The following is a 19,086-nucleotide window of genomic DNA, read 5'->3' on the forward strand; positions in this document are numbered from 1 at the left end:
ATACAACGGAATACAATAATGGTAACGACCGCTACCTAGGCACTGACATTCGACTTATGTCGTAGCCCGCTGTTTTCAGCCCGCACAGACCGGGCATTGGGGATTGGCCGGCAGCGACATCGTGCGCCAGCGCTGCGTTCGCACATCCAGCGACAGCAGCTTGCCGGACAGCGTGTCGGCCATGCCCACCAATAACTTGATCGCTTCCAGTGCCTGCAGCGTGCCCACGAGACCGGGCACCGCGCCGATCACGCCGGCCTCGGCACAGGTCGGCGCGCTGCCGGCCGGGGGCGCTTCGGCGAACAGGCAGCGATAACAGGGCCGCCCGCCGGCCGGAAAAACCCCGACCTGCCCATTGAAGCGCTCGACCGCGCCGTAGACCAGCGCGATGCCCGCGGCCACGCAGGCGTCGTTGACCGCATAGCGCGCGGCGAAATTGTCCGAGCCGTCGATCACCAGATCGTAGCCTGCAACCAGTTCCGCCGCGTTATCGGCCGAAACCCGTGCCTGAACGGGCGCGATCTCGATCGCCGGGTTGAGCGCGGTAAGCGTGGCATGCGCCGAACGCACCTTGGGCTGGCCGACGCTGGCGTCCCGATGCAGGATCTGGCGATGCAGGTTGGAGCGATCGACCGTATCGTGATCGACGATCGCCAGATGCCCGACCCCGGCCGCGGCCAGATACAAGGCCGCCGGGCTGCCCAACCCACCGGCGCCGATCACCAGCACCCGGGCATCGCGCAGCTTCGACTGCCCGGCCTCGCCGACCTCGGGCAAGGTGAGCTGGCGCGCATAGCGCGCGCGGTCGCCGGCATCGAGCATGGCCGGCGTCTCGAAGGCCAACCCCGCATCCTTCCAGGCATCGAAGCCGCCCGCCACCGAGCGCACGTCGGTGTAACCGAGCTGATGCAGTTGCTCGGCGGCCAGCAACGAACGCGAGCCCGAAGCGCACAACAACAGAATCGTGTCGTCGGCCGCCGCGCCCTCGGATTCCAGCCGCATTTCCAGAAAGCCACGCCCGAGCGGCCTGGCGCCCACCGGCGTGCCCTGGGCAATCTCGTCCGCCTCACGGATATCGACCAGCCAGGCGCCGGCCGCACGCAGACGATCGGCCTCGGCCGGGTCGATCGGCGGCATGGATTCGCGCAGGGCGGCGAGTCGTTCGCGAATGGATGGACTCATGACTTGGCTCCCGTGGTTTCGTCGTCGCTGATCGCCTCATCCGCCTCGAGCCGATCCAGCGCCGCATCGGGATCGTCCGCCTCCCCGGCCGCCCGGTCGGCGCCGAGCTGGCCGGCTTCGCGCCAGGCCTTGGGCGCCTGTTTCGATGTATTCGCCCCCATCGCCCGCAGCATCTCGGCCTGGCGCACCAGATTGCCGCGGCCGTCGGTGAGCTTGTTGCGGGCCTCGGCGAACGACTTGTTCACGGTTTCCAGATTGCGCGAGACCTTGTCCAGATCGGTAATGAAACCGACGAACTTGTCATACAGCGTGCCGGCACGATCGGCGATGGCCTCGGCGTTTTTCTCCTGTTTGTCCAGCCGCCACAGATTCTCCACCGCGCGCAGCATCGGCATGAGCGTGGTCGGCGACACCAGCGCGATGTTCGCATCGAGCGCTTCGCGCTGCAGGCCGAAATCACCGCGCAGCGCTTCGACATAGGCTGCCTCGGACGGCACGAACATGAACACGTAGTCCAGCGTCCGAATCGCATCGATGCCTTGATACTTCTTTTCCGACAACTGCTTGAGATGGCGCCGCACGGAGGTGATGTGTTCGGCCAGCGCGGTGCGGCGCGCGTTTTCATCCTCGGCTTCCTGCACCCGCAGATAGGCGGTGAGCGAGACCTTGGAGTCGATCACGAGCGAGCGCGACTCCGGCAGATGCACCACCGCATCCGGCAACTGGCGTTTGCCCTCTTCGGTGGTGCTATGAAACTGCGTCTCGTATTGCACGCCTTTTTCCAGCCCGGAGCGCTCCAGCACCGTCTCCAGGATCATCTCGCCCCAGTTGCCCTGGGTCTTGGACTCGCCGCGCAGCGCCTTGGTCAAATTGGTCGCGTCCTCGGCGATCGCCTTGTTCGACTCTTCCAGCATCCTGATCTGCTGCGCGAGCGCGGAACGCTGCCGGTTCTCGACGTCATAGGCTTCCTTGACCTGCTTCTCGAAGCGCCCGATATGCTCGCGCAGCGGATTGATCAACGGCTCCAGGCTGGCCTTGCTGGATTCGTTGAAGGCCTTGGCCTTTTCGTCGAGGATCTCCTGCGAGAGTGTTTTGAACTGGTGCGCCATCTGCTCGCGCGCCTGGGTGAGCGTGGCCAGCTTGTCCTCGGCGTGACGCTGCTCGGCCTCGATCCGTTCGGCGAGACGCGCATTCTCGCTACGCGCATTCGCCAGTTCCGCATGGGCTTTTTCCAGCGAGGCGCCGCGCGCTGCATCATCGCGTTCGAGCGCCTCAAGCTTCGAAACCAGCCCCGCACGGTTCGCGCGTGCCACCAGCAGGGCGATCAGCCCGCCAAGTGCGGCGCCAACCAGAAAAGCAATCGTCAGCGTAAGCCAGGCGCCATCGGTCATATCATTTCCACGCCATTCGATCTTGGATAATCGGTGGATTCTAAACCGCGCGATCGCCAGACCGCGACGCAGCGGGACTTTCCCGAAGTTGAGCCCGATTCCGTTTGAACGGGCCGCCGGCAGAGGTCGTCGGCGCACCGACGGGAAAGGACGAAGCAGAGCATAAACAGCCGAGGGAGCAATCGCGGCAAGATGTGCACACCGTTGAATCGTCCGTCTTCGACCTGCCTAGTTCTGCGTTAATCCGCGGATAAATCGTCTTTACCGCGCGGAGCATGCAACGGCGGCAGGACGCGTACAATAACGCTCGATTTATTCTTGGCCCGCTAATACCTCCATGCTGCTGCAACTCCGCGAACTGTCGCTGTCCTACGGCGTCGAAGTCCTGCTCGATCGCGCCGAGCTGTCCATCGCCGCCGGCGAGCGTGTCGCGCTGGTCGGGCGCAACGGCACCGGCAAGTCCACGCTCATGCGTATCGTCGCCGGTGAACTCGAGCCGGATCAGGTCAAGCGCGAAAGCAAGCCGGGGCTGAAGATTTCGCGGCTGGAACAGGAAGTGCCGGCGGCGACCCATGGCAGCGTGTACGAGGTGACCGCCGCCGGGCTCGGCGCCGCCGGCGAGGCGGTCGCGCGTTTTCACGACCTGGCCGCGCGCCTGTCGGCCGGGGAAGACGTGATGGATGCGTTCTCCCGCGCCCAGAGTGATGTCGAGGCCCACGACGGCTGGACGCTGGCGCAACAGGTCGAAGCCACCTTGAGCCGCCTGAAGCTCGATCCGGATGCCGACTTCACGGCCCTGTCCGGCGGCCAGAAGCGCCGCGTGCTGCTGGCGCGCGCGCTGGTCTCCGAGCCCGACCTGCTGCTGCTCGACGAGCCGACCAACCATCTCGACATCGCCGCCATCGCGCAGCTCGAAGAGATCCTGATGTCGTGGTCCGGCGCGCTGTTGTTCATCACCCATGACCGCGCCTTCCTGCGCAATCTGGCCACGCGGATCATCGATCTCGATCGCGGCCGGCTGACGTCATGGCCCGGCGACTACGACAAGTTCCTGGAAGGCAAGGACAAGGCACTCGCCGACGAAGAGAAGGCCAACGCCGAGTTCGACAAGCGCCTGGCCCAGGAAGAAACCTGGATTCGCCAGGGCATCAAGGCCCGCCGGACCCGCAACGAAGGCCGAGTGCGCGCGCTGAAAGCCATGCGCGCCGAACGGGCCCAGCGGCGCGAGCGCGCCGGCACAGCCAATATCGTGACCCAGGACGCCGCCCGTTCCGGCAAGAACGTGATCGTGGCGGAAAACGTTGCCTATGCCTGGGGCGACAAGCCGATCGTGACCAACCTGACCACCACCATCCAGCGCGGCGACAAGGTCGGCATCATCGGCCCGAACGGGGCCGGCAAGACCACGCTGATCCGCCTGCTGCTCGGCCAGCTCGAGCCGGACGCCGGCACCATCAAGCTCGGTACCAATCTCGATATCGCCCACTTCGACCAGCACCGGGCCGCGCTGGACGACAACATCAGCGTGCTCGACAACGTCGCCGGCGGACGCTCGTCGGTGACCATCAACGGCCAGGACCGCCATATCATGAGTTACATGGGCGATTTCCTGTTCTCGCCCAAGCGGGCGCGCAGCCCGACGCATGTGCTGTCCGGCGGCGAGCGCAACCGTCTGCTGCTGGCCAAGCTGTTCACCCGCCCGGCCAACCTGCTGGTGATGGACGAGCCGACCAACGATCTCGACGTGGAAACGCTGGAGTTGCTCGAGGAACGGCTGACCAACTTCGACGGCACCCTGCTGCTGGTCTCCCATGATCGTGATTTTCTCGACAATGTGGTGACCAGTTCGCTGGTGATGGAAGGCGACGGCCGCGTCGGTGATTACGTCGGCGGCTATTCGGATTATCTGCGCCAGCGCCCGGCCGATCGGACACCGGCGCCCGCGGCGAGCAAACCCGTCGCGACGCCGCAAGCGAAACCGAAGACCGAATCGGCGCTGTCCACCGCCGAGCGCAAGGAATTGCGCGACCTGCCGAGCCGGATCGAAAGACTCGAGCAGGATCTGGCAGAACGCGAAGCGGTTTTCGCCGAGCCCGGTTTCTACGACCGCAACGAGGCCGAGATCAAGAAAGCCACCGATGCCTTCGCCCGGGTCGAAACCGAACTGGAAAAAGCATTGAAACGCTGGGAGACGCTCGAGGCCCGGCAGGGCTGACGCGACACCGCGCGACATCGGCGGTCGCCGGCCTGGTTGACCGGGCCGGCGGGTACAGCTGCTAAGGTGCGGTTCTCAAACCGACACCGGAGTCGCCATGACCACTGCCCTGATCGCCCTGGATTTCATCAACGACATCGTGCATCCCGACAGCCCGATGGCCGGCGCGGCGCCGCAGATCGCCGAGCGCGGCGTGATCGAGCATGCCAACACGTCCCTGGCCCATGCCCGCGCCAACGAGTGGTTCGTGGTGCTGGTCAAGGTCGGCTTCGGCCCGGGCTACGCCGAATGCCCGAAGCATTCGCCGCTGTTCGGCGCGGCCAAGGAAAACGGCGTGTTGCAGCTCGGCACCTGGGGCACGGAATTCCACGAAGCGCTGGACGCCACCCCGGCCAATCCCGAGCGCGAATTCGTGGTGGAAAAGCCACGCGTGAACGCCTTCTACGCCACGCCGCTGGAGGCGCTACTGCGCGCCAACGCGGTCGACACGCTGTATCTGTGCGGCGTCTCGACCAGTTGGGCGGTGCAATCAGCGGCCCGCGACGGTCACGATCGCGATTACCGCATTCGTGTGATCGAAGATGCCTGTGCGACCGACGACATCGAGGATCACAAGGCCTCGATCCGCCAGCTGTCGCGCATCAGCGAGATCGTGACATCCGATAACCTGCGTTCAAACTGATCGATCTTTTCTTCGTTAAGGACGAGTCGGCCAATGGACGTGAATTGAACGCGAATCCTGATTATGTACGACAGGCAACGGCTGAATAAGCGAAGGCACTTTGTCCGCCAATGCACGCGAATGAGCGCAAATAGAAGCAGGATCAAGGCATTGCTGCTTCGGGTGCACGCAATCGCGTCATCAAGCCTTTGACTGAACGTTGTACATAATCAAAACGCGAATTGAAGCGAGGCGGCCCGTCTTGGCGCGGCCCGACTCGAAAACTCGGCACGCTCCGGCGCGGCCAGTCGTCATTCTGGCTCCTGATTATGTATAAATCTCAGCCAGGGCGACATGCGAGATCGCTCGGCGTGTTGTCGCTTCTGGAAGCCATTGATCGGGCCAGGGTTTCACGCTGATGCGCGAGTTACCTTTCTTGTTTGCCCAAGAAAGGTAACCGAAAGAAGGGCACCCGACACAGCGCCGGCTACGCCGGTTCACTCCGACGCGCAGCGCCGGCGGGATGCAGCCAGAACTCGGGCCGCTTTGGCGGCCCTCAAACAGGCTGGCCGCACCGGCGCAGTGCGCCGGACACCCGCCGTCACTCCGCGTCTCCGTCGCTGCGTAACGGGACGCAATACAGCACCGTCCGGCTAAGTTTTGTACACAGTGAGGTTCCGGTTTTTTATTTGCGCTCATGCGCGTCCATTGGCGGACCGACTTTTCAAGTCAGTCCTTCGCGTTCACAGGCTTGTTCGCCTCGACCTCGAACGACAGCTCGACCTTGTCGCCGACCAGCTTCGGGAAGGCATCCATGCCGAAATCGCTGCGTTTGATTTCGGTTGCGGCGTCGAAACCACAGGTGTAGCGGGTCTTTTCCAGCGGATTCACCTTGCAGGCGATATCGTCCACCTGCAGCGTAACCGGTCGCGTCACGCCGTGTAGCGTGAGACGGCCCCGCACGGTCGCTTCGCTGTCGCCATCAGCATCGTCGAAACGCACACTTGTCGACTTGAATGTGAGCGATGGATATTTCTTGACGTTGAAGAATCCTTCCATGTCGCGCAGGTGCTGATCGCGCGCGTCGTCGCCGGTATCCACGCTGGCCGGGTCGAACGTGACGTCGATCACGCTGTGCGACGGATCATCGCCGATCCGGATCGTACCCTTGCGCACGTCCATCCGGCCGCGCAGGGTCGATAACCCCATGTGGTCGATCGCGAAATGCGCATAGGTATGGGCGGTATCGATCTTGTAGCGGCCGGGCTTGAGCCCGGGCGCTGCGTGGGCGATCGTGACACCCGCAGCGGTCAGGGCCAGCAGCACGGAAAGGTCGCAGGCGCCTCGGCGAATCGTCATCACGCATCTCCAAACAGGCGGCACCACGCGCCGCGATGGACTTGAGACTATCACGCAACCGCCGCCCCCTCTCCTGCGTGGCGTACGGCTTCTATTGCCATCGCGACCGCGTGCCGCCACAGCGTAATTCGGCGGCTGAGCTTGTCGGGCTGGATAACGAAGATTATTGTAAGGCACACACATATGCCAAACCCATAATCCATGGAATTCAAACAACTGGGATCGACCGGTACACGCGTTTCGCCGTTGTGCCTCGGCACGATGACCTACGGCACCCCGAAATGGCGTGAATGGGTGCTGGACGAGCAGGCCAGCCGGCCGTTCATCAAGAAAGCACTGGATGCCGGCATCAATTTCTTCGACACCGCCGACATGTACTCGAAGGGCGAATCCGAAAAGGTCGTCGGCAAGGCCCTGCTGGACTACGCGGACCGCGAGGATTTCGTGCTGGCGTCCAAGGTCTACAACCCGATGGGCGACGGCCCGAACAACCGCGGCTTGTCGCGCAAGCACATCATGCATGCCATCGATGCATCATTGACGCGCCTCGGCACCGATCACATCGATCTGTACCAGATCCATCGCTTCGACTACGACACGCCGGTCGAGGAGTTCATGGAAGCCCTGCACGATGTGGTCAAGGCCGGCAAGGCCCGCTACATCGGCGCGTCGAGCATGTATGCCTGGCAGTTCGCCAAGTGTCAGGAAATCGCTCGCGCCAACGGCTGGACCGAGTTCGTGACCATGCAGCCGATGTACAACCTGGTCTATCGCGAGGAAGAACGCGAGATGCTGCCGTTGTGCGCCGATCAGGGCGTGGGCGTGATCCCGTGGAGCCCGCTCGCCCGTGGCGTGCTGGCCGGCAAGAAACAGGGCGCCGGCGGCGAGTCCAAGCGCGCCCAGACCGACCAGATGACCGAGAAATGGAAGCTCGGTGCCGCCGAGTCCGACGATCAGGTGGTCGAGGCCCTGCGCAAAGTGGCCGAGGCCCGGGGCGTGCCGATGGCCCAGGTTGCACTCGCCTGGGTGGCGGCCCATCCGCAGGTCACCGCGCCGATCGTGGGTGCGAGCAAGGAGCGCCATCTCGACGATGCCATCGCCGCGATGGACCTCACCCTCACCGAGGATGAAAAGACCCAACTGGAAGCGCCCTACGTGCCGCACGCGATCGCCGGCCACGAATAGGCCGCCCCGCGATTCGCCCGTGACATGGGCCGCCCTGCGGGGCGGCCTTTTTCATGCGGCTTCGCCGATGGGCGGCGCGCTATCACCCGCACCCTACGGGCTCGAAAAACCGCGCAAAGTAAGACGCGCCGTGGTGCGCGGCCGTTAGTTGCCAACCGCGACCGCGACCCGGTGCAGCAGGCTCCGGGTGGGGAAACCGTCCGCCGTCAGACCCTGGTCGCGCTGGAACGAGCGCACCCCGGCTCGGGTATTGGGGCCAACGATGCCATCGGGCGTGCCACTGCCGTAGCCGAGCGCATTCAGGTCGCGCTGCAGGGTGAGCACCTGAGCACGCGACAGGCTCGCCTCGTCCCGCGGCCAGGATTGCTGTACGCCGGGTTCGCCCCGGATCCGGTCGGCCAACAGGCCCACCGCCAACGCATAGCTGGTGGCATTGTTGTAGCGCCGGATCACCCGGAAATTCGGCCCGACCATGAAGGCCGGGCCCGACGCCCCGGCCGGCGCGATGATGGCGGCCGAGTCGAATTGTGGCAGGCCGCGTGAATCGACCGGGCGCACGCCCTGGGCGCGCCAGGCCGCGGCCGATCGATGGGCGTCGCCATCCGCTTGCGCATAATTGAAATTCGCCGGGAGCCGGACCTCGCGGCCCCACGGCTGCCCGGTCTGCCAGCCGTTCTTGGCCAGATAATTGGCGGTGGAGGCCATGGTGTCGGGAATCGAGCCCCAGATATCGCGCCGGCCGTCGCCGTCGGCATCCACCGCATACGCCAGGAAGCTGGTCGGCAGGAACTGGGTGTTGCCCATCGCGCCGGCCCAGGAACCGCGCATGTCGGATCGGCTGATATCGCCGTCGGCCAGAATCCTGAGCGCGGCATAAAGCTGGTGCTCGGCGAATGACTCGCGCCGGCCCTCGTAGCCCAGCGTGGCGAGCGCATCGATCGTTTCGTAATGGCCGAAATTGGCCCCGTAGTTGCTCTCCATGCCCCAGATCGCAACGAGCACGGCGCCCGGCACGCCATAACGAGCCGCGACCCGGTCCGCCGTGTTCCGATAGGTCGCCAGTTTCTCGCGGCCGTGGGCGATACGCGTGGCCGAGACCGCCGTATCCAGATAATCCCAGATCGCCCGGTTGAACTCGGGCTGGCGATGGTCAAGATCGATCACACGCGGCAGAAATTCGGCATCGGCGAGGGCGCTGTGCAGGGTCGTGCTGGCGACTCCCCTGGCCCGGGCACGCCGCTCGAAGCCCGCCACCCAGCGCGCGAAACCGGCCGCATCGCGCCCGTCGACACCCGCCGGCGCGCCCTGTCCGCTGTCGTTCGAGCGCTTCGTCGACTGGGCGGGTTCGGACTGCGTCCGCTCGCTCGTCGGCTGCTTCGCGCCCGCTGCGTTGGCCGCGGACGTGTCGGCCGGGGCGTGGGTGGCACAACCGGCCAGGAACACGATCAGGGGCGCGGCAGCCCGGGGAGGCCATCGATATGGCATGTCGGCGGACGGGGGTCGTGGATGTGCGCCCTAGACTACCTGACCGGCCGCGTTGGCGGAGGCCCAGGCCCATTGAAAATTGTGCCCGCCGAGATGCCCGGTCACATCGACCACTTCGCCGATAAAATAAAGGCCGGGCACGTCGCGCGCCGCCATCGTGGCTGACGACAGGGCCGCGGTGTCCACGCCGCCGATCGTGACCTCCGCAGTACGATAGCCTTCGGTGCCGTCGGGCCGGAACCGCCAGTCCGCGAGCCGAGCGCCGGCGGCCGTCAGTTCATGGTCCGACAGGGATTTGAGCCGCGCATCCCCCAGGCGCGCCGCCCCGACCTCGCGACACAGGCACGCCGCAAGGCGCTTGGGCAGGCGTTCCGCCAGCACGGTGGACAAACGGGCATCGGGTCTTGCCTCGCGCCGCTCGGCCAGCCAGGCGCGCCCATCGACACCGGGCAGGAAATCCACGCCGACCGGGTCGCCGGCCTGCCAGTAGGACGAAACCTGCAGCATGGCGGGCCCGCTCAGTCCGCGATGGGTGAACAGCATCCCGGCACCGAAGCTCGCCTCGTGGCAATGGGCCTCGACGTCCAGCCCGAGCCCGGACAGCGCGGCAAACGATTCGCGTTCCCGCCCCGCCAGCGTGAACGGCACCAGTGCCGGACGCGGCTCGCGCACGGCCAACCCGAAGCGTCGCGCCAGATCGAAGCCGAAGCCGGAGGCGCCCATCTTCGGAATCGACAGCCCGCCGGTGGCGACCACCACGGCGGCGCCGGTCCAGACACCGGCGCCGGTGTCGACCCGGAAGCTACCGTTGTCCGCGCGCGCGACGTTTCGGATATCGACTTCCGTATGCACGGCCACGCCCGCGCGTTCGCATTCATCCAGCAGCAATCGCACGATCTGCTTGGAGGAGTGGTCGCAGAACAGCTGGCCGCGTTCCTTCTCGTGATAGGCAATGCCGTGGGCTTCCACCAATGCGATGAAGTCGGCCGGGGTATAGCGCGCCAGCGCCGACTTGCAATAGTGCGGGTTGGCCGACAGGAAATTCGCCGGGCCGCTGTACAGATTGGTGAAATTACAGCGCCCGCCGCCGGACATCAGGATCTTCTTGCCCACGCGCCGCGTCTTTTCGAGCACATGCACACGCCGCCCGCGCGCGCCGGCCACCGCGGCACACATCAGCCCCGCCGCGCCGCCGCCGAGCACGATCACATCGGTATCGATTGTCTGGGTCATGGATATAGCGAGTCGGCCAGGCGCAATTGTCGCATACGACGTTTTGGCACCTTGGCCTGCCGTTTCTAAAAGGCTCCTCAGCGAAATTTGTGGGCGCACTCTGGCTCAGGTAGAGCGCCGAGGGCGTAATACAGAGCGATTTCGGCGCCATGATAGGTTCGAAACCCGTAGGATTTTCTGGTTGTCAGTTTATTGACCCGGCACAAAAATAGATGATTTTTCGGGTCAATAGCGCGAGCATGCGATCGCATGCTCGCCGCGGCCATTGGCCGCGAAGCCTTTGAAAATAAAAGACGGACAGGCGCCGGCTTTTATTTTTGAAGGCTTTGAAAACAGCGGAGGTAACAGGCAGGAGACCTCCCCGAACTCTGTGTCGAGGTCCTCGGCACCCTGGCGCCGCGCCACAACATGGCTGCGCGCGAACACGACCGCGCCGTATTCGTCTGCCTGCACATGAAACGCTTTGTCCTGGGTCATCACTACCTCCGATCACGTCGCGATCGCCGGCAGAGCCTTGGCCTCGCATCCTTGCTTGTTTCGGTTCGTCGTACGTGTGATCCGACCCGGTGCGATCGAAGTCTGCGCCAGACGGTGATCGCTCCTGCGGGCCCGTTGAGCGATTGCACTCGGCAACGCTTTTCGCAGAACCGCGGCGCGGCCCTCTGAAAAACGCTCGTTTGCGGGCGATCCATGGCGTCGTGTGCTTGTCGCTCACACAGCGCGCCGCCATGCGCCCTGCCCGTGGCCACTCGCCTCGCGCGGGCTCGATCGCCCGTTCTTGAGCCGGGCCGACCTAGCGGTCGTCCTCGGCTTCGTGCTCGGCGATCCGGTCGCGGATGTCGTCGACGACGGCGCCCGGTGTTTCGGGGTTCTCAGCCCGTATCTGGCGCAGCGCCTCGTTGCTGGGGAAGTCCTCGTTGTACTGCTCGGGGAAAAGTCGCTGATGGATGCGATTGATCGCGATGTGTACGGCCATCGTTTCGGATACACCGAGCTTGTCGGCGACCGCCTTCAGGGTATCGCGGTCGGCGCCGTTTTCGCTGCGCTCGTCTCGAAACCGTACAAGCAGTGGCTTGGTCATGGTCGGCTCCCTGCATGCCGGGCGGTGATGTATATCTAAAATATATTACACTGCCCGGCATGCAATTCGCGCTTGGTCTAGTCGAATTGGGCCTCGAAGATCGCATGTTTCAAGCGGCGCCTGATGTCGCGATTAGCGAGGTCAATATCGCCTTTCCGGGTCACATCCGTGACCTTGCGGCGGTAGCTGTCAGAATTCGGCAACAACGGCGGCATCGCCGACTTCGTGCCGGGCATGCTGTCCGGCCAGCTCGTATTCCACAAGAACCGGTTCCCGGCCGATTTCGGCCAGAAATCACGCACCTGGGTATTCAACAACATGTACGGGCCAACCATGCGTCGGGTGAAACGGTCCGACAACAAGATCCCGGACAAGTACTGGGTGCGTATCCCGGGTGATCGAGCCCGGAAGTACCGCCGGATGTGTCGCAACACCCGCGAGCGACTCTGCCAGGACGGCTGGTACAGCCACAAGATGCAGCATATGTTGAAAAAGATTCGCTGCTCCAGCAAGCCGGGGCTGGCCGAGTGCAGCCTGGACAACGAAGGCGGCCCGGTGAATTGATCGATCGCCCCGCCCGTAGCGGCCCGCGCCGGGCGGCCTAAAGGGGCGCCCAGCTGGTGTCTGCCGCATCGGCGGACGACCCCACGGACTGACACGGCGCGAGCGCGGCGGGCTTGTTGTGCGCCGCGACCGACCGCGAGCGCTTGCCGCGGTGCCGCCTACGGCTTCCGGCCAATTGCCTCGCCGCGTTCGGCACGGTAAAAAGGGCGCCGCCGGGAAATCGCAGACGCTTTGCGCCAAGCACAGCATGGGACACGGTCGTTACAGATCCGAGTCACGTGCGACGCTGGGTGGTCGAAAAGCCGGCGGCTCAACCACTCGCGCCGCGAGTGTTGCGCCGGTGCCGTGCCGTGGGCACGGCCAACCACACCGGGCGGCTCAATCCGAGCGGTCTCCCGAAGACACAATTCGTTTTCGCGACGATCTGCAAGCAGCGATTTGCACCCGGCCCGCGGCGACATTCTCCGCCGGGCCCGGGCGTGGTGCTGCGGCAGCGCCTGTACCTGGCTCCGGCTGGGGGCAAAACGTCGCGGTATCACTTATCGCGTGCCCGGGACCGGGTACGCCGGGGAGACAAATCGATGACGCTCATCCAGACGCTGGAACAGGCCGTGAATGCGGTGATCAATCCAGTCAGTGGTTTCATCTGGAACTACATCCTCACCTACTTGCTGCTGGGCGCCGGCCTGGTGTTCACCATTGCCACCCGCGGCCTGCAATTCCGGTTGCTGGCGCACATGGCAGCACTGGTGTTCACCGAGAAAGGCAGCGGCAAGGGTGTGAGCTCGTTCCAGGCGCTGGCGACCTCGCTGGCCGCCCGCGTGGGCACCGGCAACCTGGCCGGTGTGGCCCTGGCGTTGTTCGCCGGGGGGCCGGGGGCCATCTTCTGGATGTGGATGACCGCGCTGGTCGGCATCGCCACCACCTTCATCGAGTGCACCCTGGGGCAGGTCTACAAGGTGCACCACGGCGACGGCATCTATCGCGGCGGACCCGCTTATTACATCGAGCGGGCGCTCGGCCAGCGCTGGATGAGTATCGTGTTCGCCGTGTTTCTGATCATCGCCTACGGCTTTGCCTTCTGCGGCGCCCAGGCGAACACCATCGCGCAGGGCATCGAGGGCGGCTTCGGCGTGCCGAACTGGGTGACCGCGATCGTGCTGGTGATCCTCACCGCCATCGTCATCTACGGCGGCATCAAGTCGATCGCGCGTACGGCCGAGAAGATCGTGCCGATCATGGCCGTCGGGTACTTCCTGGTCGCGGCCTATATCCTGATCGCGAACTACGCGCAGGTGCCGAGCATGCTGGCACTGATCGTGAAATCGGCGTTCGGCTACGGTCCGGTCGCCGGGGGTGCGGCCGGCTATGCCGTGGCCGCCGCGCTCAAGAACGGCGTGCAGCGCGGCCTGTTCTCGAACGAGGCCGGCATGGGCTCCACCCCGAACGCCGCCGCGACCGCCGAGGTCAAGCACCCGGCGGCCCAGGGGCTGGTGCAGGCCTTCGGCGTGGTCATCGATACGCTGATCATCTGCAGCTGTACCGCAGTAGTGATTCTGCTTTCGGGTGTCTACGACCATATCCTGCAGGCCCATGCGGCCGGCCAGTCGCTGGAGGGCATCAAGCTCACCCAGGATGCGATGCAGTATCACCTCGGCGCCTTCGGCGAATGGTTCATCGCGCTGGCGATCTTCTTTTTCGCCTACAGCTCGATCCTGGCGAACTTCGCCTACACCGAGATCAACGTCGATTACCTGTTCGGCAAGTACGGGGACACCATGATCGCCTGGCTGCGGCCCTTCCTGCTGGCCATGGTCTTCATCGGCTCGGTGGCCACGCTGAGCTTCGTCTGGAATTTCGCGGACTTCGCCATGGGGCTGATGGCCACGACCAACCTGGTGGCGATCCTGCTGCTGTTCCCGATCGCGCTGCGCGTACTGCGGGACTACGAAAAACAGCGCCGCACCGGCACCGGCGATCCGGTCTTCAACAAACGGGTGCTCAAGAAACCGGAGCAGGTCGAACCCGGTATCTGGGACTGATCAGCCCGGCATCCAATGGCGCCGCTGTTGCGTAGCGCATAGACAATGCCATTCATCCCGGCCCCGACCGGCGCCCGCGACTGCGGCGCCGGTCGGCGGCCTCGCGGAGCCCGTCATGTCCCGTCTTCGTTTTCTGCTGCCGATCATTGCCCTGCTGTCGTTGTCGGCCTGCAGCGTGATCCCCAAGCCGGGGTTCCCGCGCGAGCACGATGTCGATCTCAATCGCTTCATGGGCCCCTGGTATGTGATCGCGCACATCCCGCCGTCCAAGACCAAGAATGCCTACAACGAGATCGAGCGTTACTCGCGCGGCCGGGGCAACACGATCCACGTGAAGTTCACCTATCGCGACGGCGGCTTCGATGGCAAGAAACACACCATGACGCCCACCGGCACAGTGATTGACGGCACCGGCAACGCCGTCTGGGCCATGCATTTCTACCATGTCCTGCGGCTGCAGTATGTGATCTCCTACGTCAGCCCGAACTACGACAGCACCATCATCGCGCGCGACAAGCGCGACTATGTCTGGATCATGGCGCGTACGCCGCATATCAGTGCGAAACGCTACAAGGCATTGGTGCAGCGCGTGAAGAACATAGGCTACGACACCCGCAAGCTGCGAAAGGTGCCGCAGCAGCCGTTGTCTGCGCGCCACGACCTGTGACCGCCTCAACCGGACATCCACTGGCGGGACGACAACCTCTCGTGATCTGTTGAACCGCCGCCCCCGGTCCGACGAGCGCGCGGAGCGCCGTGCCGAATGGCGACGGCTGGTGGCGCTGACACCCTACCTGCGCGCGCACACGCCGCGCGTGGCGCTGGCCATGGCCTTTCTGATGGCGGCCAAGGGCGCTTCCGTACTGCTGCCGATCGCGCTCAAGCATATCGTCGACAGTCTGGATCGCTCGGAACATAGCACCGCCCTGGTGCTGCCGCTCGGCCTGTTGCTGGCCTACGGCGCGCTGCGTCTGGCCTCCACCCTGTTCGGCCAGATCCGTGATCTGGTGTTCGGCCGGGTGACCGAGCGCACCATGCATCAGGTCGCGCTCGCGGTCTTTTCGCACCTGCATCGGCTGGATCTGGAGTTCCATCTGTCTCGGCGTACCGGCGGCCTGTCACGCGACATCGAGCGCGGGCTTGGCGGTATTCGTTTCCTGCTGCGTTTCATGCTGTTCAATATCCTGCCGACCGCGTTCGAGATCGGCCTGGTCGCGGCGATCCTGTTCTATTACTACTCGATCTGGTTCACCCTGATCGTGCTGGTGAGCGTGGTCGCCTACGTGGCGGTTACCGCCGCCCTTACCGAATGGCGCACCCGGCACGTGCGCGAGTCCAACCGGCTGGATACCGCGGCCAACACCCGCGCGGTCGATACCCTGCTCAACTACGAGACCGTGAAGTATTTCGGCAACGAAACCTTCGAAGCCGATCGCTACGATGCCGAACTCGGCCGCTGGGCCGATGCCATGGCACGCGCTCGGCGCTCACTCGGCGTGCTCAACACGTTGCAGGCGTTGGTGATCGCGCTTGCGATGACCGCGATCATGATCCTGGCCGGCCGGCGCGTGGTCGCCGGCAGCATGACGCTCGGCGACCTCACCATGGTCAATGCCTACATGCTGCAGCTGTTTCTGCCGCTGTCGGCGCTCGGCTTCGTCTATCGCGAGTTGAAGAAGGCAATGGCCGACACCGCACGCATGTTCGCGCTCACCGATATCGAGCCGGAAATCACCGAGGCCGCGGATGCCCGCCCCCTGCGCGCGACGCAGCCGGAAATCGTGTTCGAGGATGTCCATTTCGGATATTCCAGCGAGCGCGAGATCCTGCGCGGCGTGGATCTGGTGGCCCGGCCCGGCGCCAAGGTGGCCGTGGTCGGCCATAGCGGGGCCGGCAAGTCGACGCTGGCACGCCTGTTGTTCCGTTTCTATGACGTCGACGGCGGCGCGATCCGGATCGACGGCACCGACATCCGCGAGCTGACGCTCGACAGTCTGCGCGCCACGATCGGCGTGGTACCGCAGGACACGGTGCTGTTCAACGACACCATCGAATACAACATCGCCTACGGCGCGCCGGATCGCGCCGACAGCCCGGCGATCGAGCGCGCCGCGCGCATGGCCCATCTGGACGACTTCATCGCCCGGCTGCCGGACGGCATGCATACGCTGGTCGGCGAGCGCGGGTTGAAACTCTCGGGCGGCGAGAAACAACGCATCGCCATTGCCCGCGCCATTCTCAAGAACCCGGCGATCCTGGTGTTCGACGAAGCCACATCTTCGCTCGACAGCGAGGCCGAGCGCGCGATCACCCACGCCCTGGCCGAACTCGCGGCCGACCACACCACGCTGGTGATCGCCCATCGCCTGTCCACCGTGGTCGACGCCGACCGGATCGTGGTGCTCGACGCCGGCCGCGTAGCCGAACAGGGCCGTCATGCCGAGCTGCTCGCGGCCGGCGGCCTCTATGCACGCATGTGGCAGCTGCAGCAACACGCCGACCCGCCGAAAGGCGCGGCTCAGGATGCGGCCGTTTCCGTTCGCGCACGCTGACGCGCCAGCAGGCTGACCGCCGAAATCAACGACAGCACGGCCACCGCCGAGGCAAAGATGACGCCCGCTGTGGGCAACCCGCAGGCCCGCGCCATCAAGCCGAGCCCTACCACCGGAATAGAGATCGCCACGTAGGCAACCACGAAGAAAGTGGAAGCCACTTCGGCACGGCGCTCCGCCGGACTGGCCGCGGTGATCTCGCCCATGCCGGCCCGGAACGACGCGCCCTGCCCGGCACCGGCGATGGCCCCAGCGAAAATCATCAGCGTCAGTGACCCGGATTCAATCGCCGCGATCAGAAATCCCATGCCGATAATCAGCCCGAGGCAACCGATGGGCAGACGCGCCGCTCGCGGCAGTCGGGACTGAAGCGTCTGACCGACCGTTGAGCCGATGAAAAGCATGAAAACCACGCTTCCGGTCAGCGCGTGATTGCTGTAGCCCAGAACCTTGCCGATAAAAGCGGGCGCCACCGCCGTAAACAGGCCCATGACGGCAAACCCGGCAAAGCCGGCGATCGCCGCGGGTACGAACACGCCGCGAACCCCGGGCGGTACGGCCGGCTTGCGAACTGTCAGCCGGGGCCGGTCCGGCTTTCGCGCGGTTTCCGGCGCCAGGTAGAGCACTCCCGCCGCGAGGGCGATCAGCACCAGGTCAAGCACGAAACACAGCAGCAGCGGCGCCGGCGCGTATTGCGCCAGGATACCGGCGACGAACGGACCGAGACCGAGACCGCCCATGTTGGCGGCAGTCGCCACCAGTGTCGCCTGTTCACGCCATTGGCGTGGCGCCATTTCCACCACGGCAACCGTGGCGGTGCCGGTGAAGATTCCGGCCGAGAAACCGGACAGCAGCCGCCCGATCAGCAGTGGCACTAGCGCGCCGCCCCAGATAAAGGCGACCGCGCTGGCCGCAGAGAAAACGAGACCGAGCGCCAGCATCGGCCGGCGACCGATCTGGTCGGACCAACTACCGGTGATGATCAACGCGGCGATCACGCCGACGGCGTACACGGCGAAAATTACCGTGATCATGAGTTCGGAGAAGCCGAGCTGATCCTGATAGATCGGATACAGCGGGGTGGGCAATGTGGTGCCCATCATGTTGATGGCGAATGCTGCCGCCAGGCCGATGAACACGGCGGCGACGCCACGGGACGACAAAGTCATGGCTGTAAGAAAGCCGAATTTAGGCCTGCTAGGCTAGCAGGCCGGCGCGACCATACAAGGGCGTCAATGGCGCTTGCCTGGCGCCGTCCATTGCGCCACCTGATCGGCATGCCGGGCCATGAAGTCCTCTACCGCCGTCGCATAGCCGTTGGCCTGGGCATCGAGCATCGCATTCTGTAACTCCGGCAGCCCCAGGTGCATCCGTGACAGTATGGCCGCAACCCGCGGATAATCCTCGCGAAAGCCGTCGCGTACCAGCGCATCGACATGCTGCCGCGAGCCCAGCGCGCCCTTGGGGTCCTGGAGAAAGCGTAGCCGCCATTTGCCGAATATCCAGTGCGGCGTCCAACCCGTGACCACAACCCACTTGTGCGCTGCCTCGGCGCGGGCCAGAACCCTGGACATCACGCGAGCGTCCGCGGCCGCAAGACGATACTGCGTGTTCAGGCCGTAGCGTTTGAGTGCTTTTTTCGACAGCTGCATCAACCCGGCGCCGGGATCGATGCCCTGAATACGATGGTGCAACCGCGCTGCAATGTCGGGCTTCGCGAGGTCGGCGATACTGTTCAGCCGATCGCGGGGCACATAATCCGGCACCACCCAACCGAGTTGCCCGCCCTGGTACAGGGGCCCGAGATCGACCAACCGGCGCCGATAGCGTTGCCAGTAGCGCGCATGAGTATCGGGCAACCAGGCCATCAGCATGGCGTCGAGACGACCGTTGGCCACGCCGCGATACTGTTTACCTATACCCGCCAGCTTGAGCTGCACCGGGTGATGCGTGTGGTCTTCGATCACCGCCTTGGCCAGCCGCGTCACGAACTCCGCATCGTCCCAGGCCGTCCAGCCGATCACGATCGGATCGTGGGTACCGGCCCGCCGCTGGTGACCGCTGCAGCCCGCAAACAGCACGACGGCGCCCAACACGACAATCGACAGGAATCGTGATAACAGACTATCCATGCCC

The 19,086-nt window shown here is 64.8% G+C and carries 17 protein-coding genes; 7 read left to right on the forward strand and 10 right to left on the reverse strand.

Annotated features, from left to right (window positions below):
- Nucleotides 1–75 precede the first annotated feature (75 nt).
- Together moeB and ACS8Y6_RS12555 are read right to left on the reverse strand one after the other, a co-directional pair.
- The gene (moeB, locus tag ACS8Y6_RS12550) at nt 76–1,182 is read right to left on the reverse strand and encodes a molybdopterin-synthase adenylyltransferase MoeB (RefSeq protein WP_440848997.1); all 1,107 of its coding nucleotides are present in this window, start codon (nt 1,180–1,182) and stop codon (nt 76–78) included.
- Nucleotides 1,179–2,573 carry a DNA recombination protein RmuC gene (locus ACS8Y6_RS12555; RefSeq protein ID WP_440848998.1) on the reverse strand — a complete coding sequence of 465 codons (1,395 nt, stop codon included), beginning with the start codon at nt 2,571–2,573 and terminating at the stop codon, nt 1,179–1,181. Before ACS8Y6_RS12555 ends, moeB begins: the two co-directional genes overlap by 4 nt.
- A gap of 337 nt (nt 2,574–2,910) precedes the next feature.
- On the opposite strand from ACS8Y6_RS12555, the gene ACS8Y6_RS12560 reads away from it, so the two are divergent.
- Nucleotides 2,911–4,788 (forward strand): ATP-binding cassette domain-containing protein, encoded by a 1,878-nt coding sequence (locus ACS8Y6_RS12560; protein WP_440855691.1) that lies wholly within the window; start codon nt 2,911–2,913, stop codon nt 4,786–4,788.
- 97 nt (nt 4,789–4,885) lie between these two features.
- Complete coding sequence (locus tag ACS8Y6_RS12565) at nt 4,886–5,470, forward strand: cysteine hydrolase family protein (protein ID WP_440849000.1); 585 nt, start codon at nt 4,886–4,888, stop codon at nt 5,468–5,470.
- 708 nt (nt 5,471–6,178) lie between these two features.
- Here the strand turns inward: ACS8Y6_RS12565 and ACS8Y6_RS12570 are convergent.
- On the reverse strand, nt 6,179–6,808 hold the full coding sequence (locus ACS8Y6_RS12570; protein WP_440849001.1) for a YceI family protein: 630 nt from the start codon (nt 6,806–6,808) through the stop codon (nt 6,179–6,181).
- Nucleotides 6,809–7,009: 201 nt separating this feature from the next.
- Here ACS8Y6_RS12570 and ACS8Y6_RS12575 point away from each other — a divergent pair, with 201 nt between their 5' ends.
- A complete protein-coding gene (locus tag ACS8Y6_RS12575; RefSeq protein ID WP_440855692.1) occupies nt 7,010–7,993 on the forward strand; it encodes an aldo/keto reductase in 984 nt (327 codons plus the stop codon).
- A 144-nt stretch (nt 7,994–8,137) separates the two neighbouring features.
- Here ACS8Y6_RS12575 and ACS8Y6_RS12580 read toward each other — a convergent pair whose 3' ends face one another.
- From ACS8Y6_RS12580 to ACS8Y6_RS12600, 5 genes are all read right to left on the reverse strand, one after another.
- Nucleotides 8,138–9,478 carry a lytic murein transglycosylase gene (locus tag ACS8Y6_RS12580; RefSeq protein WP_440855693.1) on the reverse strand — a complete coding sequence of 447 codons (1,341 nt, stop codon included), beginning with the start codon at nt 9,476–9,478 and terminating at the stop codon, nt 8,138–8,140.
- A gap of 30 nt (nt 9,479–9,508) precedes the next feature.
- Entirely contained in the window at nt 9,509–10,711 is a 1,203-nt protein-coding gene (locus tag ACS8Y6_RS12585; protein WP_440849004.1) for an NAD(P)/FAD-dependent oxidoreductase, read from the reverse strand.
- A gap of 225 nt (nt 10,712–10,936) precedes the next feature.
- Nucleotides 10,937–11,188 (reverse strand): hypothetical protein, encoded by a 252-nt coding sequence (locus ACS8Y6_RS12590; RefSeq protein WP_440855694.1) that lies wholly within the window; start codon nt 11,186–11,188, stop codon nt 10,937–10,939.
- 316 nt (nt 11,189–11,504) lie between these two features.
- Nucleotides 11,505–11,792 carry a hypothetical protein gene (locus ACS8Y6_RS12595; RefSeq protein ID WP_440849006.1) on the reverse strand — a complete coding sequence of 96 codons (288 nt, stop codon included), beginning with the start codon at nt 11,790–11,792 and terminating at the stop codon, nt 11,505–11,507.
- 77 nt (nt 11,793–11,869) lie between these two features.
- Nucleotides 11,870–12,112: a hypothetical protein gene (locus ACS8Y6_RS12600; protein WP_440849077.1), complete on the reverse strand. Its 243-nt coding sequence runs from the start codon at nt 12,110–12,112 to the stop codon at nt 11,870–11,872.
- Between ACS8Y6_RS12600 and ACS8Y6_RS12605 the strand changes: the two genes are divergently transcribed.
- The 4 genes from ACS8Y6_RS12605 to ACS8Y6_RS12620 all read left to right on the forward strand — a co-directional run bounded on the left by ACS8Y6_RS12605 (nt 12,027) and on the right by ACS8Y6_RS12620 (nt 16,950).
- Nucleotides 12,027–12,356, forward strand: a complete 330-nt coding sequence (locus ACS8Y6_RS12605) for a putative solute-binding protein (protein WP_440855695.1) — start codon at nt 12,027–12,029, stop codon at nt 12,354–12,356. The two genes, ACS8Y6_RS12600 and ACS8Y6_RS12605, sit on opposite strands and share 86 nt — an antisense overlap.
- 581 nt (nt 12,357–12,937) lie before the next feature.
- Nucleotides 12,938–14,398 (forward strand): alanine/glycine:cation symporter family protein, encoded by a 1,461-nt coding sequence (locus tag ACS8Y6_RS12610; protein ID WP_440849008.1) that lies wholly within the window; start codon nt 12,938–12,940, stop codon nt 14,396–14,398.
- 115 nt (nt 14,399–14,513) lie between these two features.
- Nucleotides 14,514–15,065: a lipocalin family protein gene (locus tag ACS8Y6_RS12615; RefSeq protein WP_440855696.1), complete on the forward strand. Its 552-nt coding sequence runs from the start codon at nt 14,514–14,516 to the stop codon at nt 15,063–15,065.
- Nucleotides 15,066–15,114: 49 nt separating this feature from the next.
- The gene (locus tag ACS8Y6_RS12620; protein ID WP_440849010.1) at nt 15,115–16,950 is read left to right on the forward strand and encodes an ABCB family ABC transporter ATP-binding protein/permease; all 1,836 of its coding nucleotides are present in this window, start codon (nt 15,115–15,117) and stop codon (nt 16,948–16,950) included.
- On the opposite strand, the gene ACS8Y6_RS12625 is transcribed toward ACS8Y6_RS12620, so the two are convergent.
- Both ACS8Y6_RS12625 and ACS8Y6_RS12630 read right to left on the reverse strand, forming a co-directional pair.
- Nucleotides 16,917–18,119: an MFS transporter gene (locus tag ACS8Y6_RS12625; protein WP_440849011.1), complete on the reverse strand. Its 1,203-nt coding sequence runs from the start codon at nt 18,117–18,119 to the stop codon at nt 16,917–16,919. The genes ACS8Y6_RS12620 and ACS8Y6_RS12625 overlap by 34 nt on opposite strands.
- A 63-nt stretch (nt 18,120–18,182) precedes the next feature.
- On the reverse strand, nt 18,183–19,082 hold the full coding sequence (locus ACS8Y6_RS12630) for a glycine betaine ABC transporter substrate-binding protein (protein WP_440849012.1): 900 nt from the start codon (nt 19,080–19,082) through the stop codon (nt 18,183–18,185).
- Nucleotides 19,083–19,086 lie beyond the last annotated feature (4 nt).

This window comes from Salinisphaera sp. RV14 (assembly GCF_052044135.1).
In the GTDB taxonomy this organism is placed as follows: domain Bacteria; phylum Pseudomonadota; class Gammaproteobacteria; order Nevskiales; family Salinisphaeraceae; genus Salinisphaera.

What these genes read in the sequence shown, in the direction of transcription:
- ACS8Y6_RS12600 (WP_440849077.1), bottom strand. Translation starts at nt 12,112, where the DNA reads ATGTTGTTGAATACCCAGGTGCGTGATTTCTGGCCGAAATCGGCCGGG.
- ACS8Y6_RS12590 (WP_440855694.1), bottom strand. Translation starts at nt 11,188, where the DNA reads ATGACCCAGGACAAAGCGTTTCATGTGCAGGCAGACGAATACGGCGCG.
- ACS8Y6_RS12625 (WP_440849011.1), bottom strand. Translation starts at nt 18,119, where the DNA reads ATGACTTTGTCGTCCCGTGGCGTCGCCGCCGTGTTCATCGGCCTGGCG.
- ACS8Y6_RS12630 (WP_440849012.1), bottom strand. Translation starts at nt 19,082, where the DNA reads ATGGATAGTCTGTTATCACGATTCCTGTCGATTGTCGTGTTGGGCGCC.
- ACS8Y6_RS12585 (WP_440849004.1), bottom strand. Translation starts at nt 10,711, where the DNA reads ATGACCCAGACAATCGATACCGATGTGATCGTGCTCGGCGGCGGCGCG.
- ACS8Y6_RS12610 (WP_440849008.1), top strand. Translation starts at nt 12,938, where the DNA reads ATGACGCTCATCCAGACGCTGGAACAGGCCGTGAATGCGGTGATCAAT.
- ACS8Y6_RS12560 (WP_440855691.1), top strand. Translation starts at nt 2,911, where the DNA reads ATGCTGCTGCAACTCCGCGAACTGTCGCTGTCCTACGGCGTCGAAGTC.
- ACS8Y6_RS12580 (WP_440855693.1), bottom strand. Translation starts at nt 9,478, where the DNA reads ATGCCATATCGATGGCCTCCCCGGGCTGCCGCGCCCCTGATCGTGTTC.
- ACS8Y6_RS12570 (WP_440849001.1), bottom strand. Translation starts at nt 6,808, where the DNA reads ATGACGATTCGCCGAGGCGCCTGCGACCTTTCCGTGCTGCTGGCCCTG.
- ACS8Y6_RS12555 (WP_440848998.1), bottom strand. Translation starts at nt 2,573, where the DNA reads ATGACCGATGGCGCCTGGCTTACGCTGACGATTGCTTTTCTGGTTGGC.
- ACS8Y6_RS12595 (WP_440849006.1), bottom strand. Translation starts at nt 11,792, where the DNA reads ATGACCAAGCCACTGCTTGTACGGTTTCGAGACGAGCGCAGCGAAAAC.
- ACS8Y6_RS12605 (WP_440855695.1), top strand. Translation starts at nt 12,027, where the DNA reads ATGCTGTCCGGCCAGCTCGTATTCCACAAGAACCGGTTCCCGGCCGAT.
- ACS8Y6_RS12575 (WP_440855692.1), top strand. Translation starts at nt 7,010, where the DNA reads ATGGAATTCAAACAACTGGGATCGACCGGTACACGCGTTTCGCCGTTG.
- ACS8Y6_RS12615 (WP_440855696.1), top strand. Translation starts at nt 14,514, where the DNA reads ATGTCCCGTCTTCGTTTTCTGCTGCCGATCATTGCCCTGCTGTCGTTG.
- moeB (WP_440848997.1), bottom strand. Translation starts at nt 1,182, where the DNA reads ATGAGTCCATCCATTCGCGAACGACTCGCCGCCCTGCGCGAATCCATG.
- ACS8Y6_RS12565 (WP_440849000.1), top strand. Translation starts at nt 4,886, where the DNA reads ATGACCACTGCCCTGATCGCCCTGGATTTCATCAACGACATCGTGCAT.